Source organism: Amycolatopsis sp. CA-161197, from assembly GCF_050942255.1.
Taxonomy (GTDB): Bacteria; Actinomycetota; Actinomycetes; order Mycobacteriales; family Pseudonocardiaceae; genus Amycolatopsis.
This window is the reverse complement of the sequence record NZ_CP192059.1, coordinates 1,033,715-1,053,961: the sequence shown is the minus strand read 5'-3', so window position 1 is coordinate 1,053,961 and position 20,247 is coordinate 1,033,715. Positions and strand designations below refer to the sequence as shown.

16 protein-coding genes are annotated in these 20,247 nt (G+C 71.4%); 7 read left to right on the top strand and 9 right to left on the bottom strand.

The window, feature by feature from the left end; genetic code table 11:
* Positions 1-44 precede the first annotated feature (44 nt).
* Positions 45-1,448, bottom strand: a complete 1,404-nt coding sequence (locus ACQPXB_RS05230) for an NAD(P)H-quinone dehydrogenase (RefSeq protein WP_386946564.1) — start codon at positions 1,446-1,448, stop codon at positions 45-47.
* Positions 1,449-1,578: 130 nt separating this feature from the next.
* On the opposite strand from ACQPXB_RS05230, the gene ACQPXB_RS05225 reads away from it, so the two are divergent.
* Complete coding sequence (locus ACQPXB_RS05225) at positions 1,579-2,031, top strand: gamma-glutamylcyclotransferase (protein WP_285970451.1); 453 nt, start codon at positions 1,579-1,581, stop codon at positions 2,029-2,031.
* A gap of 1,072 nt (positions 2,032-3,103) precedes the next feature.
* Here the strand turns inward: ACQPXB_RS05225 and ACQPXB_RS05220 are convergent.
* From ACQPXB_RS05220 to ACQPXB_RS05200, 5 genes are all read right to left on the bottom strand, one after another.
* Entirely contained in the window at positions 3,104-4,405 is a 1,302-nt protein-coding gene (locus ACQPXB_RS05220; protein ID WP_366575461.1) for an amidohydrolase, read from the bottom strand.
* 193 nt (positions 4,406-4,598) lie between these two features.
* Entirely contained in the window at positions 4,599-4,913 is a 315-nt protein-coding gene (locus tag ACQPXB_RS05215) for a hypothetical protein (RefSeq protein WP_432849795.1), read from the bottom strand.
* Positions 4,914-5,929: 1,016 nt separating this feature from the next.
* Positions 5,930-6,925 (bottom strand): methylmalonyl Co-A mutase-associated GTPase MeaB, encoded by a 996-nt coding sequence (meaB, locus tag ACQPXB_RS05210; RefSeq protein WP_366575465.1) that lies wholly within the window; start codon positions 6,923-6,925, stop codon positions 5,930-5,932.
* A gap of 3 nt (positions 6,926-6,928) precedes the next feature.
* On the bottom strand, positions 6,929-9,097 hold the full coding sequence (scpA, locus tag ACQPXB_RS05205) for a methylmalonyl-CoA mutase (protein WP_386946557.1): 2,169 nt from the start codon (positions 9,095-9,097) through the stop codon (positions 6,929-6,931).
* On the bottom strand, positions 9,094-10,959 hold the full coding sequence (locus ACQPXB_RS05200; protein ID WP_432849792.1) for a methylmalonyl-CoA mutase family protein: 1,866 nt from the start codon (positions 10,957-10,959) through the stop codon (positions 9,094-9,096). The genes scpA and ACQPXB_RS05200 overlap by 4 nt, the downstream gene beginning before the upstream one ends.
* 209 nt (positions 10,960-11,168) lie before the next feature.
* Between ACQPXB_RS05200 and ACQPXB_RS05195 the strand changes: the two genes are divergently transcribed.
* Positions 11,169-12,872 (top strand): serine/threonine-protein kinase, encoded by a 1,704-nt coding sequence (locus ACQPXB_RS05195; protein ID WP_432857310.1) that lies wholly within the window; start codon positions 11,169-11,171, stop codon positions 12,870-12,872.
* A gap of 4 nt (positions 12,873-12,876) precedes the next feature.
* Here ACQPXB_RS05195 and ACQPXB_RS05190 read toward each other — a convergent pair whose 3' ends face one another.
* The gene (locus ACQPXB_RS05190; RefSeq protein ID WP_386946886.1) at positions 12,877-13,503 is read right to left on the bottom strand and encodes a MerR family transcriptional regulator; all 627 of its coding nucleotides are present in this window, start codon (positions 13,501-13,503) and stop codon (positions 12,877-12,879) included.
* 115 nt (positions 13,504-13,618) lie between these two features.
* Here ACQPXB_RS05190 and ACQPXB_RS05185 point away from each other — a divergent pair, with 115 nt between their 5' ends.
* From ACQPXB_RS05185 to ACQPXB_RS05175, 3 genes are read left to right on the top strand one after another with little or no spacing between them, the layout of a single operon-like run.
* Positions 13,619-14,578: a hypothetical protein gene (locus ACQPXB_RS05185; RefSeq protein WP_432849790.1), complete on the top strand. Its 960-nt coding sequence runs from the start codon at positions 13,619-13,621 to the stop codon at positions 14,576-14,578.
* A 37-nt stretch (positions 14,579-14,615) separates the two neighbouring features.
* A complete protein-coding gene (locus ACQPXB_RS05180; protein ID WP_366575472.1) occupies positions 14,616-15,041 on the top strand; it encodes an ABA4-like family protein in 426 nt (141 codons plus the stop codon).
* A complete protein-coding gene (locus ACQPXB_RS05175; RefSeq protein WP_366575473.1) occupies positions 15,038-15,823 on the top strand; it encodes a purine-nucleoside phosphorylase in 786 nt (261 codons plus the stop codon). Before ACQPXB_RS05180 ends, ACQPXB_RS05175 begins: the two co-directional genes overlap by 4 nt.
* 37 nt (positions 15,824-15,860) lie before the next feature.
* On the opposite strand, the gene ACQPXB_RS05170 is transcribed toward ACQPXB_RS05175, so the two are convergent.
* On the bottom strand, positions 15,861-17,006 hold the full coding sequence (locus ACQPXB_RS05170) for a nucleotide disphospho-sugar-binding domain-containing protein (RefSeq protein WP_432849787.1): 1,146 nt from the start codon (positions 17,004-17,006) through the stop codon (positions 15,861-15,863).
* A 950-nt stretch (positions 17,007-17,956) separates the two neighbouring features.
* On the opposite strand from ACQPXB_RS05170, the gene ACQPXB_RS05165 reads away from it, so the two are divergent.
* Positions 17,957-18,253, top strand: a complete 297-nt coding sequence (locus ACQPXB_RS05165; protein ID WP_366575477.1) for a hypothetical protein — start codon at positions 17,957-17,959, stop codon at positions 18,251-18,253.
* A gap of 4 nt (positions 18,254-18,257) precedes the next feature.
* Entirely contained in the window at positions 18,258-19,889 is a 1,632-nt protein-coding gene (locus tag ACQPXB_RS05160; RefSeq protein WP_432849784.1) for a phospho-sugar mutase, read from the top strand.
* Here the strand turns inward: ACQPXB_RS05160 and ACQPXB_RS05155 are convergent.
* The gene (locus ACQPXB_RS05155; protein ID WP_432849782.1) at positions 19,849-20,172 is read right to left on the bottom strand and encodes a hypothetical protein; all 324 of its coding nucleotides are present in this window, start codon (positions 20,170-20,172) and stop codon (positions 19,849-19,851) included. The two genes, ACQPXB_RS05160 and ACQPXB_RS05155, sit on opposite strands and share 41 nt — an antisense overlap.
* Between the last annotated feature and the right edge of the window lie 75 nt (positions 20,173-20,247).

Sequence of the window (20,247 nt, the reverse complement as noted above, 5' to 3'; positions counted from 1 at the left end):
AGCCACGTGGGGTTGCGCGGGAACGGAAAAACCTTCGTACCGGATCAGTCGAGATCGTCGTGGCGCATCAGCTGGCGCCCGGCTTCGGTGATCGAACCCGACAGCGACGGGTACACCGAGAACGTCAGGGCCAGGTGGTCCACCGTCAGCTGGTTCTGCACGGCCAGCGCGATCGGAAGGATCAGCTCGCTCGCCGACGGCGCCACGACCACACCGCCGACCACCACACCCGTGGCGGGGCGGCAGAAGAGCTTCACGAAACCGCGGCGCAGACCTTCCATCTTGGCGCGCGCGTTGGTGGCCAGCGGCAGCATGATCGTGCGCGCGGGCACCTCGCCGGAGTCGATGGCGTGCTGGCTGATGCCGACCGTCGCGATCTCCGGGTGCGTGAACACATTGGCGGCCACGGTCTTCAGCTTGATCGGCGCGACGCCCTCGCCCAGCGCGTGCCACATCGCGATGCGGCCCTGCATGCTCGCGACCGACGCGAGCATCAGCAAGCCGGTGCAGTCGCCGGCGGCGTAGATACCGGGGACGCTGGTGCGCGAAACGCGGTCGACGGTGATGAAGCCGCCGGGGCCGGGCTCGATGCCCACGCGGTCGAGGCCGATGTCGGCGGTGTTCGGAATGGACCCGACGGTCATCAGCGCGTGGCTGGCCTCGATCACGCGGCCGTCGGCCAGGTGGACCTCCACGCCCTTCTCCGTGCGCTCCACGCGCTCGGCGCGCGCGTGCTTCGCGACGGTGGTGCCGCGCTGCGAGAAGACTTCTTCGAGCACCGCGGCGGCGTCGGCGTCTTCGTGGGGCAGCACGCGGTCGCGGCTGGACACCACGGTGACCTTCACGCCCATCTCGGTGTAGGCCGACGCGAACTCGGCGCCGGTGACACCCGAACCGATCACGGCGAGGTGCTCGGGCAGCTCGGTGAGGTCGTAGAGCTGGCGCCAGTCGAGGATGCGCTCGCCGTCGGGCACCGCACCGGGCAGCACGCGCGGGGTGGCGCCGGTGGAGATGAGGACGACGTCGGCCTGCAGGGCCTCCGTGGTGCCATCGGCGTGGGTCACGGCGACCTTGTGCGTCGCCAGGCCCGGCTCCTCGTCGCAGAAGCGGGCGGTGCCGTTGACCACCCGCACGCCCTCGCGCTGCACGCGGGCGCGGATGTCGGCCGACTGCGCGAGCGCGAGGCCCTTCACCCGGCCGTGGACGGTCGGCAGGTCGACGCTCGTGTCGGCCAGGTCGGTGTTGATGCCCAGCTCACCGAGGTCGTGCATCTTCGCCAGCGCGCCGGAGGACGCGATGAACGTCTTCGACGGAACGCAGTCGTAGAGGACACAAGCGCCGCCCAGGCCGTCACGCTCGACGATCGTCACGTCGGCGCCGTGCTGGGCGGCGACCAAGGCGGCTTCGTAACCCGCCGGGCCCCCGCCCATGATCACGATCCTGGTCACCTGAGGTCCTCCTCGATACGCGTGTGGCCGGTGGTCCCAACGTTACGCGGAGGGGTCCGCGACCAGCGAAGTGGCCGGACATGGCATGTGCATCCGCTTGTGCGCGGGGCGGGTCGCTAGGCTGTCGCCCGTGCCGTTGTATGCCGCTTACGGATCGAACATGGAGCCCGCCCAGATGCTGGAGCGCGCCCCGCACGCACCGATGGCCGGCACCGGCTGGCTGGAGGGCTGGCGGCTGACCTTCGGGGGCGAGGACCTCGGCTGGGAAGGCGCGCTGGCCACCATCGTCGAGGACCCGGCCTCCCGCGTCTTCGTGGTGCTCTACGACGTGACCTCCCTCGACGAGGCCGGCCTCGACCGCTGGGAAGGCGGCGAGCTCGGCATGCACAACAAGATCCGCCTGCGCGTCCAGACCATGGACGGCTCGGTGCTCGCCTGGCTGTACGTGCTCGACGCCTACGAGGGCGGCCTCCCGTCCGCCCGCTACCTGGGCGTGCTCGCCGACGCCGCCGAGGCCGCCGGAGCCCCCGCGGACTATGTGGATGACCTGCGCACCCGGCCGTGCTCCGGGATCACCGGCTGACCACAGCCCTGTGGACAACTCGGCGGATTCACGCGCTGACCTGGGCATCATGAACGGTGTTCACCATCAGCCGGTAAAGCTCTGACACCCCTTCACGTTTTCTGCTTGCGACGCTTTATTTCGCGGCCGTCGCATGTGTTGTCGAACGTGCTTACAGGTGGCGTGGATTCGTTGGGGGGTAAGTAAAACGCTCGTTTCAAGCATTTTCGCGGAAGTGCTGCGGCGACTGGCGATCACCCGCGGTGAATAGGCCGGGTGGCGGCATGCTGTGCGTTCACGAGACCGGGTGAAATAGGTGTCCACAGGGCTTTGCGTAGAGGCAAAAACCACCCGCTTGAGTTATCCACAGCTCGGCCGAGCTGTGGATAACTCAAGCGGGTGAGCCTGTGGATAACTCAGGCCAGCGCGGCCTGCGGTGGGTGGACCGGCGTTCGGACACCGACCGTCGGCGCCCGCTCGCCGGGGACGCTTCGCTCCTCGGCCGCGGACACGCCCGACCCCGCCGATCTCGTGGCCGCGCCAACCGCAGTCGGCGCCCGAACCTCAGGCCAGATCCGTGTGGCCGAGCGTTCGCACGTCAACCTCAGCGACCCGCTCGCCGCAGCACCTCGCCTGTCGGCCGCGACCCCGCCCCGACGGGTAAGGCCGACCGCGCCGCCGGGCCAACCCGAACCTCAGGCCAGAGCGGCCAGCGCCGTGTGGACCAAGGTGCGAACGTCAACCTCAGCGCCCGCTCGCCCCTCCCACGACCCACCGACTCGGCCCGACGGGACAGGCCGCCGTCGCGGCCGGGGGCCAACGGCGGCCCGAGCCTCAGGCAAGAGCGGCCGGCACCTCGTGGTCGAGCATGCGGACGTCAACCGCAGCGCCCGCCGACCCGCCCCGACGGGGCAAGCTGACCTCTCGGCCAGAGGCCAGCGCCGGCCCGAACCTCGGGCCAAAGCGGCCGGCACCTCGTGGACCAGCGTGCGGACGTCAACCACAGCGCCGCGCTCGCCCTTCCCGCGACCCCGTCGGCCCGTCCCGACGGGGCGGGCCGACCTCATGGCCGGGGCCAACCGTGGCCCGAACCTCAGGCCAGGGCGGCCAGCGCCGTGTGAACCAGTGTGCGGACACCGACCATCAGCGCCCGCTCGTCGAGGGTGAAGGTGGGGCGGTGGATGTCGGCTTGGGGCGCGGGTGGGCCGGGCCACACGCCGAGGCGGGCGAAGGCGCCCTGGACGTGCTCGAGGTACCAGCCGAAGTCCTCGCCGCCGGAGGACTGCTCCGTGCCGGCCAGGCCCTGTTCGCCGAGGGCGGCTTCGACGCCGGCGCGCAGCAGCGCCGTGGACTCCGGGTCGGAGACGACCGGGGGCACGCCGCGGCGGTAGTCGAGCGAGAAGCCGACGCCGGTGGGCGCGAGCAGCGACTCCACGGACGACGCGACGAGCGGTTCGAGCGCCGTCCACACCTCGTGGTCGGCCGTGCGCAGGGTGCCGCGCAGCACGCCGTCCTGCGGGACCGCGTTGGCGGCCTGGCCGGCGTGCACCGCGCCCCACACGAGCACCGTGCCCGAGCGCGGGTCGACCCGGCGGGACAGCACCGACGGCAGCGACGTGATGACCGTGCCCAGCGCGTACACGAGGTCCGCGGTGAGGTGCGGCCGCGACGTGTGGCCGCCGGGCGAGGTCAGGCGCAGCTCGATCAGGTCGGCGGCCGAGGTCAGCGCGCCCACGCGGGTGCCGATCTTGCCGACTTCCAACCGCGGGTCGCAGTGCAGGCCGTAGATCCGTTCGACGCCTTCGAGCGCACCCGCCGCGATCATGTCCAGCGCGCCGCCGGGCATGACCTCCTCGGCGGCCTGGAAGATCAGGCGCACACGGCCGGGCAGCTCGGGCGCGCCGGCCAGCGCGCGGGCCGCGCCCAGCAGGATGGCGGTGTGGGCGTCGTGCCCGCACATGTGGGCCGCGCCCTCCGTGGTGGAGGCGTACGGGAGGCCCGTGTCCTCCGTCAGCGGCAGCGCGTCCATGTCGGCCCGGAGCGCGACGCAGCGTTCGCCCTGGCCGATGTCGCACACCACGCCGGTGCCGCCGGGCAGCACCCACGGCTTGAGACCGACGGCGCGCAGCAGCGACACGACCAGCTCGGTCGTCGCGAACTCGTGCCGCGACAGCTCCGGGTGGGCGTGGATGTGGCGGCGCCACGCGAGCACGTCGGTGACGTTGGCCCGCAGCCAGTCGTCCAGCCAGAACGGGCCGCGACCCGCACCGAGATCCTCCACAGGTGCCATGCTGACGCCGGCTTCGGTGATCAGCGCGGTGGGCGCCTCGATCGGGTTGGCCATGCGACCCTCGGAATCACCTGGAACGTCCGGACGTGAATCAAGCACAGTCACGCCGCACCTCCTCCCGCAACACGGGTGGCGCCTGGGGACCCGCACCGTGCCGTTCGATCTGTCGTACGCATTTGCAGATGATCGTGCACCATGCAGGTGGCAAGCCGCTCGCCGCGGCGGGGGAGCCGAGACGGCCGGTACCGGATCTGCGTTGAACGGCCCGACGAAATTCGGTCTGGGTGAACGGGCCCGTTCAGCCGTTGCCCTTCTTGCGCTTCCGCCGCCCGAAGAACACGATCGCGAGCAGCACGACGGCGATCCCGCCCGCGATCAGCTTGTTCCGCGTCTTCTGCGCGTTGGCCTTGTCGGTCTGCGTCGGGTCGAGCACCGGGCCCGGCGCCGCCTGCTGCGGGGCCGGGAACAGCGCTTCCGCAGGTGCCGCCGTCCGCGCCGGCACCTGCACGTGAGCCTGAGCCGGCGCCACGACGACGGCCGCCTCCGCCGGAGCCGCGCAGTAGAACAACGCGCCCAGCAGGCCGACCAGCAGCAGTCCCCGCACCTTCGCCATGACATCCCTTCTACGGCACTGCGTCGCATTCTGCCCGCCGAACGGCCGCGACGTCAGCCGCCACGCGGTGGAGCCCCTCCGCTCAGCCCGCGCCACCGCCCGCCGACCGCACCTCCACACGGTGACCGGTCGTCACGGAGCGTGGAGCGGTCGTGAGGTCAGACCAAAGTCACTTCGGGGGACCGTTCGTCAGCCGAACGGGGCCGTTGGTCCACCGAGGGTGGGTCTGGTGGGCGTTTCACTGCGTTGGTGTCTCGAACGGGGGTTGGTGGGTGGTGGGTCAGCCGTCCGTCGGGGTTGGTGGGTGGTTGCTCCGCAATCGACCGCGAAGTTGGCGATCGCGGCTCCGCTGGCAGCTGAGTTTCCGGGCGGTGACTGCGCAAACGACTACGACATTGGCGGTGATGGCTCCGCCCTTCACAGGGTTGGCGGGCGGTGGCGCCTCACAACCATCTGCGGAGTTGGCGAAGGTGGCTCCTCCGTCTACGAAGTGTCGCCTTGTTACTCCGCATTCATCCACAAGGCGCTCGCGGCGGGCGGAGTTGTCCACAGATTTCGTTTCGGCAGTTTTCCGAGGTCAGGGGCCGATAGACTGGGATGGGGACGCCCCCCAAGGGAGGGCGGGGGCTGTCTGGCGGGGCGGGGGCTGTCTGGCGGGGCGGGGGCTGTCTGGCGGGGCGGGGGCTGTCTGGCGGGGCGGTGAGGTTCAACTAGCGAGCCTTCGGACGGCGAAAAGTAGCGGCGGCAGCAGCTGCGCGGGTTGCCAAGCCGGCAGTGCCCGCCCGGAGCTTGGCCGAGCGGATCGCCATCGGGAATCCGGAACCGGGGATCGACCTGCGGAGGCGTTGCGGGCGATTGCGGCCGCGCCAAGTCGGCCGGTCTCCACGAAATGAGCAAAGTAGCCAGACGAGACCAGGGCCGCCGCATGCCACCAGCGAGATCGCTGAAGAACGACCGGCAACGCCAGGCGGGAGCTGCATCCATCGGGCGGAGGCCGCCCCGGCACAAAAACCAGCTCAGCCGTCCGTCGGTTCCCCGAACGCCGTCAAGATCCGGTCCGCCGCCAGTGTCGCCGTGAGTTCGCCGGCGCGGACGGCGCGTTCGACGTCGGCGACCTGGGCGCGCACCGAAGGGTGCGAGGTCAGGCGGTCCAGCAACTGCTCGCGGACCATCGACCAAGTCCAGTCGACCTGTTGTTGGCGGCGGCGGTCGGCGAGCTCGCCCGATTCCTGCATCAGCGAGCGGTGCCGGCCGATGGTCGCCCAGACCTCGTCGAGGCCCGAGCCCTCCAGGGCGCTGCAGGTGAGTACCGGCGGCGTCCACGGGGCGTCCTTGCCGTAGATCATCCGCAGGGCGCCGGACAGCTCCCGGGCGGCGCGGGCGGCGTCGCGCGCGTGCGGGCCGTCGGCCTTGTTCACGGCGATGACGTCCGCCAGTTCGAGCACGCCCTTCTTGATGCCCTGCAGCTGGTCGCCCGTGCGGGCCAGAGTCAGGAACAGGAAGGAGTCGACCATGTTGGCCACTGCGACCTCGGACTGGCCGACGCCGACGGTCTCCACCAGCACCACGTCGAAGCCCGCGGCCTCCATCAGCACGATCGTCTCGCGAGTCGCCCGCGCGACCCCGCCCAGAGTTCCCGAGGTCGGCGACGGCCGGATGAAGGCCCGGGGATCCACGGCCAAGCGGGACATCCGGGTCTTGTCACCGAGGATCGAGCCCCCCGTGCGGGTGGACGACGGGTCGACGGCCAGCACGGCGACGCGGTGGCCGGCCGCCGTGAGGTCGGTGCCCAGCTGGTCGATGAAAGTCGACTTGCCGACACCGGGAACGCCCGTGATGCCGACTCGCTGGGCGCCGCCGGCGTGTGGCAGCAGCTCGACGAGCAGCTCCTGCGCCTGGGCCCGGTGGTCCGCCCGGTGCGACTCGACCAGCGTGATCGCCTTGGACAGGGTGCCGCGGTCGCCCGCGAGCACGCCCTTCGCGTAGGCGGCGACGTCGATCCTGCGCGGCAAGGCTCAGGACTCCTGGTGCGCGAGCTGCTCCAGCAGGCCGATCGCCGCGTCGGCGATGACCGTGCCGGGCCCGAAGATGGCGGCGGCACCGGCGGCACGCAGCTCGTCGTAGTCCTGCGGCGGGATGACGCCACCCACGACGACCATGATGTCGGACCGGCCCAGCTCCGCCAGCTCGTGCCGCAGCGCCGGCACCAGCGACAGGTGCCCGGCGGCCAGCGAAGACACGCCGATCACGTGCACGTCCGCCTCCGAAGCCTGCCGCGCGACCTCGCCGGGCGTGGAGAACAGCGGGCCGACGTCGACGTCGAAGCCGAGGTCGGCGAAGCCGGTGGCAATCACCTTCTGGCCGCGGTCGTGGCCGTCCTGGCCCATCTTCGCGATCAGGATGCGCGGCCGGCGCCCCTCGTCCTCGGCGAACTTCTCGACCAGCGCACGGGCCTTCTCGACGTTGTCCGACTTCCCCACCTCTTCCCGGTACACACCGGAGATCGTGCGGATCTGCCCGGAGTGGCGGCCCCAGATCTTCTCCAGCGCGTCGGAGATCTCGCCGACGGTCGCCTTCGCCCGCGCCGCGTCGATGGCCAGCGCGAGCAGGTTCCCGCCGTTCTGCGCGCCCTCGGTCAGCCGCCGCAACGCGTCTTCCGTGGCAGCGGAGTCACGCTCGGCTCGCAGCCGCCGCAGCTTCTCCAGCTGCTGCGTGCGCACGCCGGCGTTGTCGACCTTCAGCACGTCGATGTCGATGTCGTCGGTGACCTGGTACTTGTTCACGCCGATCACGGGCTGGCGGCCGGAGTCGATGCGCGCCTGCGTGCGGGCGGCGGCCTCCTCGATGCGCAGCTTCGGGATGCCCTCGTCGATCGCGCGCGCCATGCCGCCCGCGCTCTCGACCTCCGTGATGTGGCCCCACGCCTTGCGCGCGAGGTCGTAGGTCAGCTTCTCCACGAACGCGCTGCCGCCCCACGGGTCGATCACCCGCGTGGTGCCCGACTCCTGCTGCAGCAGCAGCTGCGTGTTGCGGGCGATGCGCGCGGAGAAGTCGGTGGGCAGCGCAAGCGCCTCGTCGAGGGCGTTGGTGTGCAGCGACTGCGTGTGGCCCTGGGTCGCGGCCATCGCCTCGACGCAGGTGCGCGCGACGTTGTTGTAGACGTCCTGCGCGGTCAGCGACCAGCCCGACGTCTGCGAGTGCGTGCGCAGCGAAAGCGACTTCTCCGAGCGAGGATCGAACTGCTTCACCAGCTTCGCCCACAACAGCCGCGCCGCCCGCAGCTTCGCGACCTCCATGAAGAAGTTCATGCCGATCGCCCAGAAGAACGACAGCCGCGGCGCGAACTTGTCCACGTCCAGCCCCGCGTCGACGCCGGCGCGGATGTACTCGACGCCGTCGGCCAGCGTGTACGCCAGCTCCAGGTCGGCGGTCGCCCCGGCCTCCTGCATGTGGTAGCCGGAGATCGAGATCGAGTTGTACTTCGGCATGTTCTGCGAGGTGAACGCGAAGATGTCGGAGATGACCCGCATCGAGGGCTGCGGCGGGTAGATGTAGGTGTTGCGGACCATGAACTCCTTGAGGATGTCGTTCTGGATCGTCCCCGCGAGCTGCTCCGGCTTCACCCCCTGCTCCTCCGCCGCGACCACGTAGAGCGCGAGCACCGGCAGCACGGCGCCGTTCATCGTCATGGACACCGACATCTTGTCCAGCGGAATGCCGTCGAAGAGCTGGCGCATGTCGTAGATCGAGTCGATCGCCACGCCCGCCATGCCGACGTCCCCGGACACGCGCGGGTGGTCGGAGTCGTAACCGCGGTGGGTGGCCAGGTCGAAGGCGACCGACAGGCCCTTCTGCCCGGCCGCGAGGTTGCGACGGTAGAACGCGTTGGACTCCTGCGCGGTGGAGAACCCGGCGTACTGCCGGATCGTCCACGGCTGGTTCACGTACATCGTGGGGTACGGCCCGCGCAGGAACGGCGCGATGCCGGGGTACGTGCCCAGGAAGTCCACATCGGACAGATCCTCGGCCGTGTACACCGGCTTCACGCCGATGCCCTCGGGCGTCTCCCAGGCCAGTGCGTCGGCGCCCTTGCCGGTGGCGTCCTGCACGGCCTGCGCCCACGCGGCGCGGTCCCCCGGCTCGGGTGTGCCGAGCGGGACGTCGGCGAAGTTCGGGATGCTCATGCGGACACTCCCAGCTTGGCGTGGATGCCGGTCAGGACTTCAAGCGCGTCGCAGCCGGCGAAGACGTTGCCGCTCACGCCCGGGTAGCTCGCCTTGCCCGCGAGCAACACCGTCTCGGCGCCGAGCGACGCGGCGACGTCGGCCGCCTGCTCTTCGTACGCGGCGTCGGTGCCGCAGAGGCACGCGATGCGCGCCCCGCTTTCCCGGAACGCGGCGGGCAGATCGTCGGTGGCGCCCGGGTTCACGGCCTCGAGGCCGCCGGCCTGGAACAGGTTCGCGGCGAACCCGGCACGTGTGGTGTGCGCGGCGACGGGGCCGAGCGTGGCGAGGAAGACCTTCGGCCGTTCCCCGTGCGCGGCCAGGTACGCGTCCGACGCGTCGCGCAGCCGCTCGAACGCTTCGGCGTAGCGGTGCCGCGGCAGGCCACCGTCCACAGTGGAGCCGACCGCTTCCCTGGTCACGGGTTTCTCATCCAAGTTGGGGAACTCGCTCACGCCGGTGATCGGGTCGCGGCGCGTGGCCAGGCGCTTCGCGCGCTTCTCCCACGTCGTGGCCAGGCGCCCGGCCAGCGCTCCCGAGGCCAGCTCGGACTCGACGCCGCCCGCGCCTTCGATCGCGGTGAACTCGGCCCACGCGGCTTTGGCCAGCTCGTCGGTGAGCTGCTCGACGTACCAGGAACCACCGGCCGGGTCGATCACGCTGCCCAGCTTCGACTCCTCCAGCAGCACCGCGTTGGTGTTGCGGGCGATGCGCGCGGAGAACGCGTCGGGCAGGCCGATCGCCGAGTCGAACGGCAGCACGGTCACGGCGTCCGCACCGCCGACGCCCGCGGCGAAGCACGCGACGGTGGTGCGCAGCATGTTCACCCACGGGTCGCGCTGCGTCAGCATCGCGGGCGAGGTCACGGCGTGCTGGTGCATACCACGCGCACCGGCGGGCGCACCCGAAACTTCGAGCACACGGTCCCACAGCCGGCGCGCGGCGCGGAACTTGGCGATGGTGAGGAACTGGTCGGCCGTGGCGGCCAGGCGGAACTCCAGCTGCGCGGCCGCGGCGGAGACGTCCAGACCGGCTTCGGTCAGCGCCCGCAGGTAGGCGACGCCGACGGCGATCGTCGCGCCCAGCTCCTGCGCGTCGGAACCGCCGGCCTCGTGGAACGGCAGGCCGTCGGCCACGAGCGTGCGCACCTTCGGGTACTTCGCCGCGACGCGCGCGGCCAGCTCGGCGGCCGGGGCGACGGGCAGCGCTTCACCCGTGCGCGCGCCGACGCCGATCGGGTCCGCGCCGAGCACCGCGATCGCCTCACTGGGCGGAATTTCGCGCTCGGCCAACACGTCCAGCAGCGCTTCGGCCGCGGCGGCGTGCTCGGCGCCGGCGTCGAGGACCACGGGCGCGAGGTCGAGGTAGACCTCGTTGAGCGCGTCGGCCAGCGCGTCGAGCGGGAGCGCTTCGCCGCCGACGCGCAGCCACACGGACGTGGCGCCGCCTTCGAGGTCGGCGAGGATCGCGGTGTTGGTGGCCTTCGCGTCGGCGCGCAGGTGGCGCACGCGCACGTCCCACCCGGTGCCGATCACGCCTTCGGGCCGCGTGCCGCGGACGAACGGCGGCAGCCCCGGGTTGCCGGGCTCACCGACGGCGTCTTCGCGCGTGTACAGCGGCTGGATGTCGATGCCGTCGTACGTGTGGGTGACGAGTTTGCTCTCCGGCGCCCCCGCGAAGTCCTCCGGCAGGCGGCCGCTCTTGCGCAGCACTCCCGCCACGAGTTCCTGCCACCGGGCCCGGTCGGCGGCCGGAAACTCGGCCGCCAGCGCGAGCTCGGGTTCGGAGATCGGCACCGACTCCGGCCCAGCCACGTTCGTCATACCCAGTGATGGTAGAGGCACGCCAGTGCCGGCACCTGTGACTCTAGTCGCCCCACCAGAGTGTTCAGGGGTATCCGCGGAACGCGGGTGGGCAGGTCTTGCACACTGGGTCGAAGAGTGTCGGTGCCTTACGACACAATCAGGGGGTGTCCTCCTCGAAGGAAGAGCCGACCCCAGCAGAGTCGGGTGCCGCCGAGCCGCAGTCCCGTGTGGTCGCCGGGCGCTACCGGCTGCGATCCGTGCTCGGTTCGGGGTCGATGGGCACGGTGTGGTCGGCCTACGACGAGTTCCTCCACCGGCCGGTGGCCGTCAAGGAGATGAAGCTGCCGCCGGGCGTGCCGGCGTCGCAGGCGGACGAGCTGCGGGAGCGGACGCTGCGCGAGGCGCGCGCGATCGCGGTGCTGTCCCACCCGAACGTGATCATCCTTCACGACGTCGCGCGCGACAACAACGAACCGTTCGTGGTCATGGAGCTGCTGCCTTCGCGCAGCCTCGCGCACATCCTGCGCGACCACGGGCCGTTGAGCGTGGAGCAGGCGGCCGCCGTCGGCATCGCCGTCGCCGCCGCGCTCGAAGCGGCGCACGACGCGGGCATCACGCACCGCGACGTGAAGCCGGGCAACGTCCTCGTGGCCGGCGACGGGCGGATCAAGCTCACCGACTTCGGCATCGCGCGCAACGTTTCCGAAGCCACGATGACGCGCACCGGGATCATGCTCGGCTCGCCCGCGTACATCGCGCCGGAGGTCGCGTCGGGGGGCGCGGTCACGCCGGCGGCCGACCTGTGGGGCCTGGGCGCGACGCTGTTCGCCGCGGTCGAGGGCGCGCCGCCGTACGACGCGGACGGCGATCCACTGGAGACAGTCGGCAAGGTCGTGAACGGCTCGGTGCCCAAGCCGAAGCCGGGCCCGCTGGCCGACGTGATCGCCGCGTTGATGAAAAAGGAGCCGGAGAAGCGGATCTCGCTGCGCGAGGTGCGCCACCGGCTGTACCCGTTGCAGGGCAAGACAGCGCTGGACCTGTTCGGCCCGGAGTTGTTCCGCACGCCGGACGGGAAGAAGACCTCGGCGCAGCTCGACGCGACCGACACGCAGGTGCTGGAGACGGTGGCACCGACCGACAAGAAGTCGGAGGCCAGTGGCGCACTGGCGGCGGACCCGGGCCCGTTGCCGTTCCTGCGTCAGGGCCCGGCACCTGCTGTCGCGGCTCCGGTTGCTTCTGTCTCGCCGCGCCGCAGTCCGCGGGCGTCGGCGTTGCTGGCGGTGGCGGCAGTGGTGCTGTTCCTCATCGCCGGTGTCGGCGGGTTCGCGCTGGCCCGGCTGATCAGCGGGCAGTCGCTGATCCCGCCGGCCGGCAGCGCGGCCTCCGCCGGGGCGCCGAGCACGACCGCGCCGCCGCAGGACGTGAAGCTGGTGGAGCAGCGCGGCAACGCGAGCGAAACGGCCAACGTGTCGCGCGACACCGCGTACGTCGTCTCGGTACCGGAAGGCTGGCTGCGCTTCATCGCCGCACGGACGTCGAACATCGTCGGCTCGTCCACGGTGGTGCAGTACGTCTCGCCGGACGGGCGCGAGTCGCTGCGCATCGAGCGCTTCCCGAACTTTTTCAAGAAGCACGATGTCTCGGACTACGAGGCGAGTGTGCGGGCCGGGACCGACGCCGGCGCGTTCGCCCTCGTCAAGGAAGCCAAGACAGCGACGGGAACCGAGATGGTCTACCGCACCGCGGAGCGCGGCCGCTCCGGGCAGAGCGGCGCCGACTCCTCGGTCACCCGCACGACCTTCGCGGTGCTGAAGTCCTCGGGTGACGCGCTGTGGGCCGTGTCGCTCACGGTGCCGTCGGAGATCGAGCCCGACGGCGTCACCACGTGGGACAAGATCGAGCCGACGCTGTCGTTCCCGGCCGAGCAGTAGGGGTTCAGCCCAGCCCGTTGGGATAACGCCGGCCGGATTCGGCCGCCTGCGCGAGGCGGCGCAGGCCCGCGAACAGCCGGTCGCCCAGCACCGTGCCGACCACGGCCGCCTCCACGATCCGGTCCAGCGACGGCTGCGCGGCGAGCGTGTCGAGGTCGACCTCGGCGATGCGGTCGGCGAGCTTGGCGTAGTCCTCGATGCGGTCGAGCAGCGCGGGGTGACCGAGCGCGCGGATCGTGCACAGCGTGGTGATCAGCCCGGGCGCCGCCGGGTGCTCGGGCGCGAACTTCCAGCCGTGGGCGGCCGTCACCTTTTCCAGCAGGTCCAGCGCCCACGCGCGGGCCTCCTCGTCGACGTCGGTCGCGCCGCCGACGAGGGCGCGCTGGGTGACGCCGAGGACCTCGTTGGTGGGCTCGCCCGCGTCGATCGCCGCGAGCACGCCGCCGACGGTGGCCACCGACAGGCCGCCGACGTCGAGCAACGCGCGGATGAGCTTGAGGCGCTGCACGTGCTCGTCGCCGTAACGCGCCTGGTTGGGGCTGGTGCGCTCGCCCGGGTGGAGCAGGCCTTCGCGCAAGTAGTACTTGATCGTCGCGACCGGCATGCCGGACTCGGCGCTCAGTTCGGCCATCCGCACGGCCGCATCAACTCCCTGGAACTCGGGGGAAAACCCTGAGGACTTCTCAGCTTGGATAGTCTAGCTTCCCATAATGGATACTATGACTATCCATCCTGGGAGGGACGCCATGACCTTGCTTTCGAGGCTTCCGAGCCGAACGAACACCTGGCACCGACCGTCCACGCTCTTCGCGGCGGCGCTCGTCGTCACGGCGCTGGCCTGCGTCATCGCGATGGTGGTGGACCAGCGCACGGTGCTGGGCGCGCCCGTGTGGGCGAAGCTGCTGAAGTTCGCCATTTCGGGTGCGCTGTACTTCTTCACCTGGGGCTGGCTCGTGTCGCTGCTGCCCCGCTTCCGCCGGACCGCGCACGTCGCCACGAACGTGGCCATCGCGGTGTTCACCGCCGAGTACGTGGTGATGGTGTTCCAGGCCGCGCGCGGCCGGCCCAGCCACTTCAACAACGCGACGCCCCTGGACAACACGCTGTTCCAGATCATGGGCGGCATGATCGCCGTCCTCTGGGTCGCGACGCTCGTGCTCACGATCCTGCTGATGTTCACGCGCCTCGAAGACCGCGCCACCCACTGGGCCGTGCGCACCGGCGCGGTCATCTCGCTCATCGGCATCGGCCTCGGCGCCCTCATGACGGGCCCCACGGCCGCCCAGCAGGCGTCGCTCAACGCCACCGGTACGTCGGCGTTGATCGGCGCCCACAGCGTCGGCGTCGCCGACGGCGGCCCCGGCCTGCCGATCCTCGGCTGGAGCACCACCGGCGGTGACCTGCGGATCCCGCACTTCACGGGGATGCACGCCTTGCAGCTACTTCCGCTGGTCGCGCTGGGCCTGGGCCTGCTCGCGTCGCGAGTACCGCGCCTTCGCGACAGCGCGGTCCGCGTCCGGCTGGTGTGGGTCGCGAGCTTCGGCTACGCGGGCCTCGTCGCCCTCGTCACCTGGCAAGCCCTGCGCGGCGAGTCCTTGATCCACCCGACCACCCCGACCCTCGCGGCCTTCGGCGCCCTGCTCGCCGCCGTGGCACTGGCCGGCTTCGCCTCGGTGCACCGCCCGACCCGCGAGCTCGTGCGATGACCGCGCTCAGCCACCCACCTCGTCGGGAGGTCCCGCGATGACCCAGCAGTTGTTCACCTGGACCTTCCCCCTCGCCACGCCCTTCTGGCTGCTCATGATCTTCGCCCCCGGCTGGCGGTGGACGCGGCGGGTCATGGCGTCGCCGTGGGTGCCGTTGTTGCCGTTGGTGTGTTACTTCGCCATCGCGGTCCCGCACTTCGGGGAGCTGTGGCAGGCGGTGAGCCGGCCGGACCTTTCCCTGTTGCAAGCGTTTGCGGGGTCGCCGGCGGGGGCGGCTCTGGTCTGGGCGCAGCTGATCGCGTTCGACTTGTTCCTCGGGCGGTGGATGTTCTTCGAGGGGCGCCGGCTGAAGATGCCGTGGTGGCAGGTCAGCCCAGTGCTGGTGCTGACGATCTTCCTGTCGCCGTTCGGGCTGGTGGTGTTCCTGGCGCTGCGCAGTGCCCGGATACGCTCGGCGCCATGACCAACCACGAGGAAGCGGCCGCGGCCGCCATCGCCGAGCGGACCGGCGTCGAGAAGCACGACATCGCCGTGGTGCTGGGCTCGGGCTGGCGCCCGGCCGCGGACGTGATCGGGACGGCCGAGGCGGAGATCCCGTTCGGAGAGCTGCCCGGTTTCACCACTCCCGGCGCCGTGGGGCACGGCGGGACCGTCCGGTCGCTGAAGATCGGCGACAAGCGCGCGCTGGTGCTGCTCGGCCGCACGCATTTCTACGAGGGCAAGGGCATCGACCCGGTGGTGCACAACGTGCGCACCGCGGCCGCGGCCGGCGCGCGCACCGTGCTGCTCACCAACGCGGCCGGCGGCCTGCGCGAGGGCTTCAGCGTCGGGCAGCCGGTGCTGATCTCCGACCACCTCAACCTCACGGCCCGCTCGCCGATCGTCGGCGCGAATTTCGTGGACCTCACCGACCTCTACTCCGCCCGCCTGCGCGGCCTCGCCAAGGAGATCGACGGTTCGCTGGAGGAAGGCGTCTACGCCGGCCTCACCGGCCCCCACTTCGAGACGCCCGCCGAGATCCGCATGCTGCGCACGATGGGCGCGGACCTCGTCGGCATGTCGACGGTCCTGGAGGCCATCGCGGCCCGCGCCGCCGGGGTCGAGGTGTTCGGGCTGTCGCTCGTCACCAACCTCGCCGCCGGCATGACGGGTGAGCCGCTCAACCACGAAGAGGTCCTCGAAGCCGGCCGCCAGGCGGCCACGCGCATGGGTTCGCTGCTCAAGGAACTCATCGCCCGCGCGTGACACAAGGGCGCCTCGAGGAATCGAGGCGCCCTTCACATCAGACGTAGTCGGGCAGCTGCGCGGCAACCTCGTCCGGCGACGGCATCGCCGCGACTTCGGCCGCCAGCGCCCGCACGGCGTCGGCCACGGCCGAGTCCGCCAGCAGCCGCCGGGCCTTCTCCCGCACGGCTTCCGTCGTCACGGCGTCGCCCACCAGCTGGTCACCCACGCCGGCCGCGGTCACGGCCTCGGCGTTGCTGAACTGGTCCGCCCCCTGCGGCAGCACGAGCTGCGACACCCCCGCGGTGAAGGCACCCATCGTCGTACCGCTGCCGCCGTGGTGCACCACGAGGTCGACGTGCGGCAACAGCTCCGACTGCGGCACCCACGCCTCGAGCCGCACGTTCGCCGGCACCTCACCGAGCGCAGCGACGTCGACCGACGGCCCGGTCGCCACCAGCACGTCGACGTCCAGCGCCGCCAGCCCGCTGATCGCCGAGGTCAGGATGTGGGCCTGGCTCATCGGCGTGGTGCCCAGCGTCAGATAGACGAGCGGCCGCTCGTGATCCACGACGCCCGCGGGCAGGTCACCCGGCTCGCTCCAGCCCACCGGACGCAACGGCAGCCGCCGCGCGCCCGCCAGGAACTCCGGCGACTGCACCGACGGCGGGCAGATGTCCACGAACGGGTTGCCCCAGGAGAACTGCTCGTCGCCGGCGATCCCGAGCTCGACGGCGTGTTCCTGGATCGCCGTGCGGATCCCGTCCGCGATCCCGCCGGTCGCGACCCGGCCGAAGCCGTGGCCCATCGCCGGGATCCCGGCCTTCATCGCCGCGAACGCGCCGCCGGGGTTGCCGATCTCGTAGACCAGCAGGTCGGGTCGCTGCTTCTCGAACACCGCGTCGAGATCCGCGATGAAACGATCGGGCAGCACCCGGCTGAACACGCGGGCGATGGTCGCCTCGAGTTCGGCGGGCGCCACCTCGTTGCGCTTGCTCAGGTCGCCGTCGTACTGCGCCATGAAGGCGTCCTGGATCGTCAGCCCGACGTCGACGGGCTCCAGCCCGGCCTTCTCCACCGTCGGGTGGAAGTCGGCCGCCGTCGCGAACACGACGTCGTGCCCGGCCTTCCGGGCGGCGACGGCGAGCGGGAGCAGCGGGTAGAGGTGGCCATAGGACGCGAGGGAGGTGAAGATCAATCGCACTTTCCCGAGAGTAACGGCTTTTCCCGCCACCTCGAGGCAGTTTCCGACAGAACCTCGGCAGTTCTTCGTTGCTCCGTAACGGATCCTCGGGGCGAAAAGACGAATTCGGTCACTCCGGCGTCACGCAGCCGCCCCAGCTGAGTGGCGACGGAGTCCTCGTCTCCCACCACTGCCACGTCACCCGCCCCGGCCACGCCTTCGCGCTCGAAGACCGCGGCGTACTCCGGCGACGAAGCGGCCAGCGCGAAGTTCGCCGAAATCCGTTACCGGACCGGTTTCCTCGGCGGTGACGCCCGGCGATCACCCGCTTGCCACCCCGGATCGACGGCACGACGTACTCCCCCAACGTCCGCGGCCCGGCCGGCCACGTCACCGTGCCGTCGGCCAGCTCGCCGGCGACCCGCAGCATCGCGGGCCCAAGGCCGCCACGCCCACGGACGGCGGCCGCGCACACGGCACCACCACGGACCCGAACGCCCCGAGCATCTCGCCGGAAAACGCGACGCTTTCCCCACTCAGCAACGGAATCAGCACCTCGTGGCACTCCCGCACCCGCCGACCCACCGGCAGCCCCGCCATCCCGGCGATCCCCACCCCGACGTCAACCAATTCTGCGGAGCAGATCCTGGCGGCGTTCGCGAGGCCGAACCGGTCCCGAAAACCCGGCAGATTCCGACGGGCCGGCCGACCCCGCCGAGACAAAGCCCCCGCCCTCCCTGGGGGGGGCGTCCCCGTCCCAGTCTATCGGCCCCTGACCTAGAAAAACGCCCCAGCCGAATCTGTGGACAACCTCGCCGCGAGCGCGTCGCCTGTGGACAACCGCGACAGGGCCTCGCCATGAAGCTTCACACCACTCGAACGGGGCGCCGACCCATTCAAGGCCAGTCCGACCAGGAGGCCACCCGAGATCCATCCAGATCCACCCCACCTCAGCCAGGTAGGCAGCCCCGATGCGCGCCAACGCCCGCCGCAATTACGAGCGGCTGCTCGCGACCGCCGTCGAGGTCGTCGCGGAGCTGCTCGGTGCCGAGGAAGGCCGCGAGCACCACGCGAAAATCCTCGACGCCGGCCACCGCCTCCTGTCGCGAGCGCAGCAGGCGGGCGAGGCGAACGAAGCCACCGACATCGACGACCTGCTCTTGCTCGTCAACGCGATCTCCCAGGCCACCGAGGACGACGCCGAGCGGGCCGACGCCCTGCTCACCGTCGTCGTGGCCGGGGTTCGGCGGTCCAAACCCGTAGAGTGACCCGGTGCAGAACACGATTACCCCCGAGCTGCGCGACGCCGCCCACCGGTGGATCGCCGAAGACCCCGACCCGTCGACGCGCGAGGAGCTGCGGCAAGTGCTCGACCGCGCGCTCGCGGGTGACGCCACCGCGGCCGGCGACGTCGCCGACCGGATGGCGGGACCCCTGGAGTTCGGCACGGCCGGGCTGCGCGGGCCGGTGCGGGCGGGGCCGAACGGGATGAACGTCGCCGTCGTCACGCGGACCACCGCGGGTGTGGCGCGGTGGCTCGCAGACAAGGGCCTCGCGGGTGGCGTGGTCGTGGTCGGGCGCGACGCGCGGCACGGGTCGGAGGCGTTCGCGCAAGCGGCCGCCGAGGTGCTCGTCGCGGCGGGCTTCGCCGTGAAGACGATGCCGCTGCCGTTGCCGACGCCCCTGCTCGCGTACTCGGTGAAGCACTACGACGCGATCGCCGGGATCCAGATCACCGCGTCGCACAACCCGCCCGCGGACAACGGGTACAAGCTCTACGACAGCACCGGCGGCCAGATCGTGCCGCCGTCCGACGGCGAGATCGAGCACGCCATCCAGGCCGCGCCCGCGGCGGTCGACGTGCCGCGCGCGCCCGGCGCCGAGGTCGTCGACCCGCGCGCCGCGTACCTCGCCGAAGTCGCCAACCTGCCGCAGAGCCCGGAGCGCGAGCTGCGGATCGCCGCCACCGCGCTGCACGGCGTCGGCGCGGCGACGCTGGAAACGGCGCTCACCCAGGCCGGGTTCACCGACGTGCACTTCGTCGCCGAGCAGTCGCGGCCCGACGCCGACTTCCCCACCGTCTCGTTCCCCAACCCCGAGGAACCCGGCGCCACCGACCTGCTGCTGGCGCTCGCGTCCGAAGTGGACGCCGACCTCGCCGTGGCGCTCGACCCGGACGCAGACCGCTGCGCCCTGGGCGTTCGCGGCCGCGACGGCGAGTGGCGCATGCTGCGCGGCGACGAGACAGGCGTGCTGCTCGGCTCGCACCTGCTGTCCACAACGGACAGCCCCGACCCGCTCGTGGCCACCACCATCGTGTCCTCCTCGCTGCTCGGCGAGCTGGCGAAGGCCGCGGGCGCGCGTTATGCGGAGACGCTCACCGGCTTCAAGTGGCTGGTCCGCGCGGGCGAGGGACTGATCTTCGCCTACGAGGAGGCGCTCGGCCTCTGCGTGAACCCGGGCTTCGTGCGGGACAAGGACGGCATCGCCGCGTCGGTGTTCGCCGCCGGGTTCGCCGCTGAGCTCAAGGCCGCGGGCCGGACGCCGCTCGACGTGCTCGACGACATCGCCACCCGCCACGGTGTGCACCTGACGGACCAGGTTTCCTTGCGCGTCACCGACCTCGCCGTGCGCGGCCGGCTGATGGCGGGCCTGCGCGCCGAGCCGCCGGTGACACTCGGCGGCACACCTGTCACGCAGGAAGACCTCCTGCCCGACGCCGACGTGCTGCGGCTGCGCGGCGAAGGCCTGCGCGTGGTGATCCGCCCGTCGGGCACCGAGCCGAAGCTGAAGGCCTACCTGCAGGTGGTCACGCCGGTGACCGGCGACCTCGCGGCGGCGCGCGAAACCGCTTCCGCGCGGCTCAGCGCGGTGCGGGCGGACATAAGCACGCTGCTGAGCTGAGCGGGACCGGGATCCCGGGTTCGACGTCGCGGCCGAGCAGGCTCGGTCCGAGCAGGCCGACGACGTCGACCAGCAGCAGCACCACGAACGCCACGATGAACTCCCGCCGCCGCAAGACGATGGCGAAGATCAGGCCGACCACCGCGGGCACCATCCACGGCCACAGCCGGTCCACCTCGCCGGTCCAGTCGCCGGGCGAGAAGATCGCGTCGGCGAACGCGGAGAAGACCAGTGCGATCGTGCAGACCAGCCCGGCTATGCCGAGCAGTACGAGTGCGGCCACGGAAAGAAGGGGCCGCAGTCTCTCCCCCATCACCGGACCCAGCCTGCCCGCGCGTGGACACGGGCACAAGTGGCA